At 57.4% G+C, this 1,485-nt stretch carries 2 protein-coding genes; both read left to right on the plus strand.

Annotated elements, in window-relative coordinates:
• The coding region (locus B5F94_RS16560; protein WP_087331526.1) for a permease prefix domain 1-containing protein at positions 1 to 730 on the plus strand (730 nt) is incomplete at its 5' end.
• Between the two features lies 1 nt (position 731).
• Positions 732 to 1,403 carry a DUF5044 domain-containing protein gene (locus tag B5F94_RS15830; RefSeq protein ID WP_087331529.1) on the plus strand — a complete coding sequence of 224 codons (672 nt, stop codon included), beginning with the start codon at positions 732 to 734 and terminating at the stop codon, positions 1,401 to 1,403.
• Positions 1,404 to 1,485 lie beyond the last annotated feature (82 nt).

Below are 1,485 nucleotides of genomic sequence, written 5' to 3' on the forward strand. Positions count from 1 at the left end.
CATCACCGCCGAACTCACCGCTCACCTGGAGGACCACCGGGACGCCCTGCTGGAGGCCCGCCCCGACCTGACCCCGGAGGAGGCCGAAGAGGCGGCTGTCCTGGCTATGGGTGACCCGGTGGAATTGGGCCGGGCCCTGAATGAGAGCCACAGTCCCCTACTGGGGTGGTTTCAGATCTGGTTCCGCCGACTGGTTTGGGGCCTGGCGGTGCTGGTGCTGCTTCTTACGTTACCCCAATTGGGGCAGCTGATCACCAATCTGACCGCCCCTCTCCAATACGATGGCCATATTGAAAACCTGCTGGAGCATTATGAGGCGTTTGATGTGGTATCCGATGACACTCCAGTTGCTGTGGGACAGTACCGGGACTATGATTTTTCCGTTCCGCGGGCCATCGTATTCCGGAACTCCGGCAGCAACACTCTGACGCTGCGCTATCTCCTGAAGGTGTCCCATCCCAACCCCTGGCAGGGTCGGCCGGAATTTATGGACTGGCTTTGGGCGGAGGACGATTTGGGCAACACCTATCCCTCTGAAGGTCAGGTGGTACCCTATCAATTTTCTGATATTCACTCCGGAGGAAGCCTTACCAATTCGTATTTTTTTGTCTCCTATTACGGGCTGTGGGTAGACAACATCCCCCTAGAGGCCACCTCCGTCACCCTTCACTTTGACCGCTACGGAGAGGATATTCTCTATTTCACCCTGCCCCTGAAAGGAGGCGCATAACATGGTCAGACGCTTTGTCACGCCTGCCCAGCGTAAGCGCCGCATCGTCCGGGACACTCTGCTGCTTGTAATCATCCTGGTGATACTGACGCTCCGGCTTGACTTCCCCGTCCTCACCGCCAATCAGGCTCTGGAGGCCACTCAGGCCCGCTACTTTTTCGGTCCTGGGGAAGTCATAAGCACCCAGGATTATTCCATAAACCATCTTGTCAGCCGGCTCTTTGTCCGGAGTAGTGACCGGGTCGGCAGCTATGACCGCTACTACATCCTCCGCAACGGGGACTGGTACGCCTGGTGCGGAATCAACCGCCGCCTTCTGTTGTTCTGGCAGACCGGTGAACTGGGCGCTGTGGAAAATGATCCGGATCTTCCCCTAGTTCCCCTCATCGTCAGCAATCAGGATAACGGGATTGTACTGGTAATCTCCAACGACCCAGAGATCACCCAGGTGGAGATCACGTTCCCCATTTCTGCTGAAACAAAGCAGGGCTACACCCTGCTCTCCGCCAGCCAGACCGAGAGTACAGAGAACTGCTTCCTGATCCCCTATACATCAGGTCCCGGCTTCGTCTTTCCGGAGGACCTCCAGGTCAAGGGCTACGACGCCGCCGGAGCCCTGCTCTACCAGTCACCCAAACCGGAATCCTGGGCCACCCATTATGAATTGAGGTGAGTGTATGGCCTCCAATCGCTGCGAGACATTTTGCAGACAGGTGTGTGCCTTTGTCCGCTTCTCTCCCGACCACGACGCCATC

The organism is Flavonifractor sp. An4 (assembly GCF_002161755.1).
In the GTDB taxonomy this organism is placed as follows: domain Bacteria; phylum Bacillota; class Clostridia; order Oscillospirales; family Oscillospiraceae; genus Flavonifractor; species Flavonifractor avicola.

Coding starts and splice junctions, on each gene's coding strand:
- B5F94_RS15830 (WP_087331529.1), top strand. CDS start 732: ATGGTCAGACGCTTTGTCACGCCTGCCCAGCGTAAGCGCCGCATCGTC.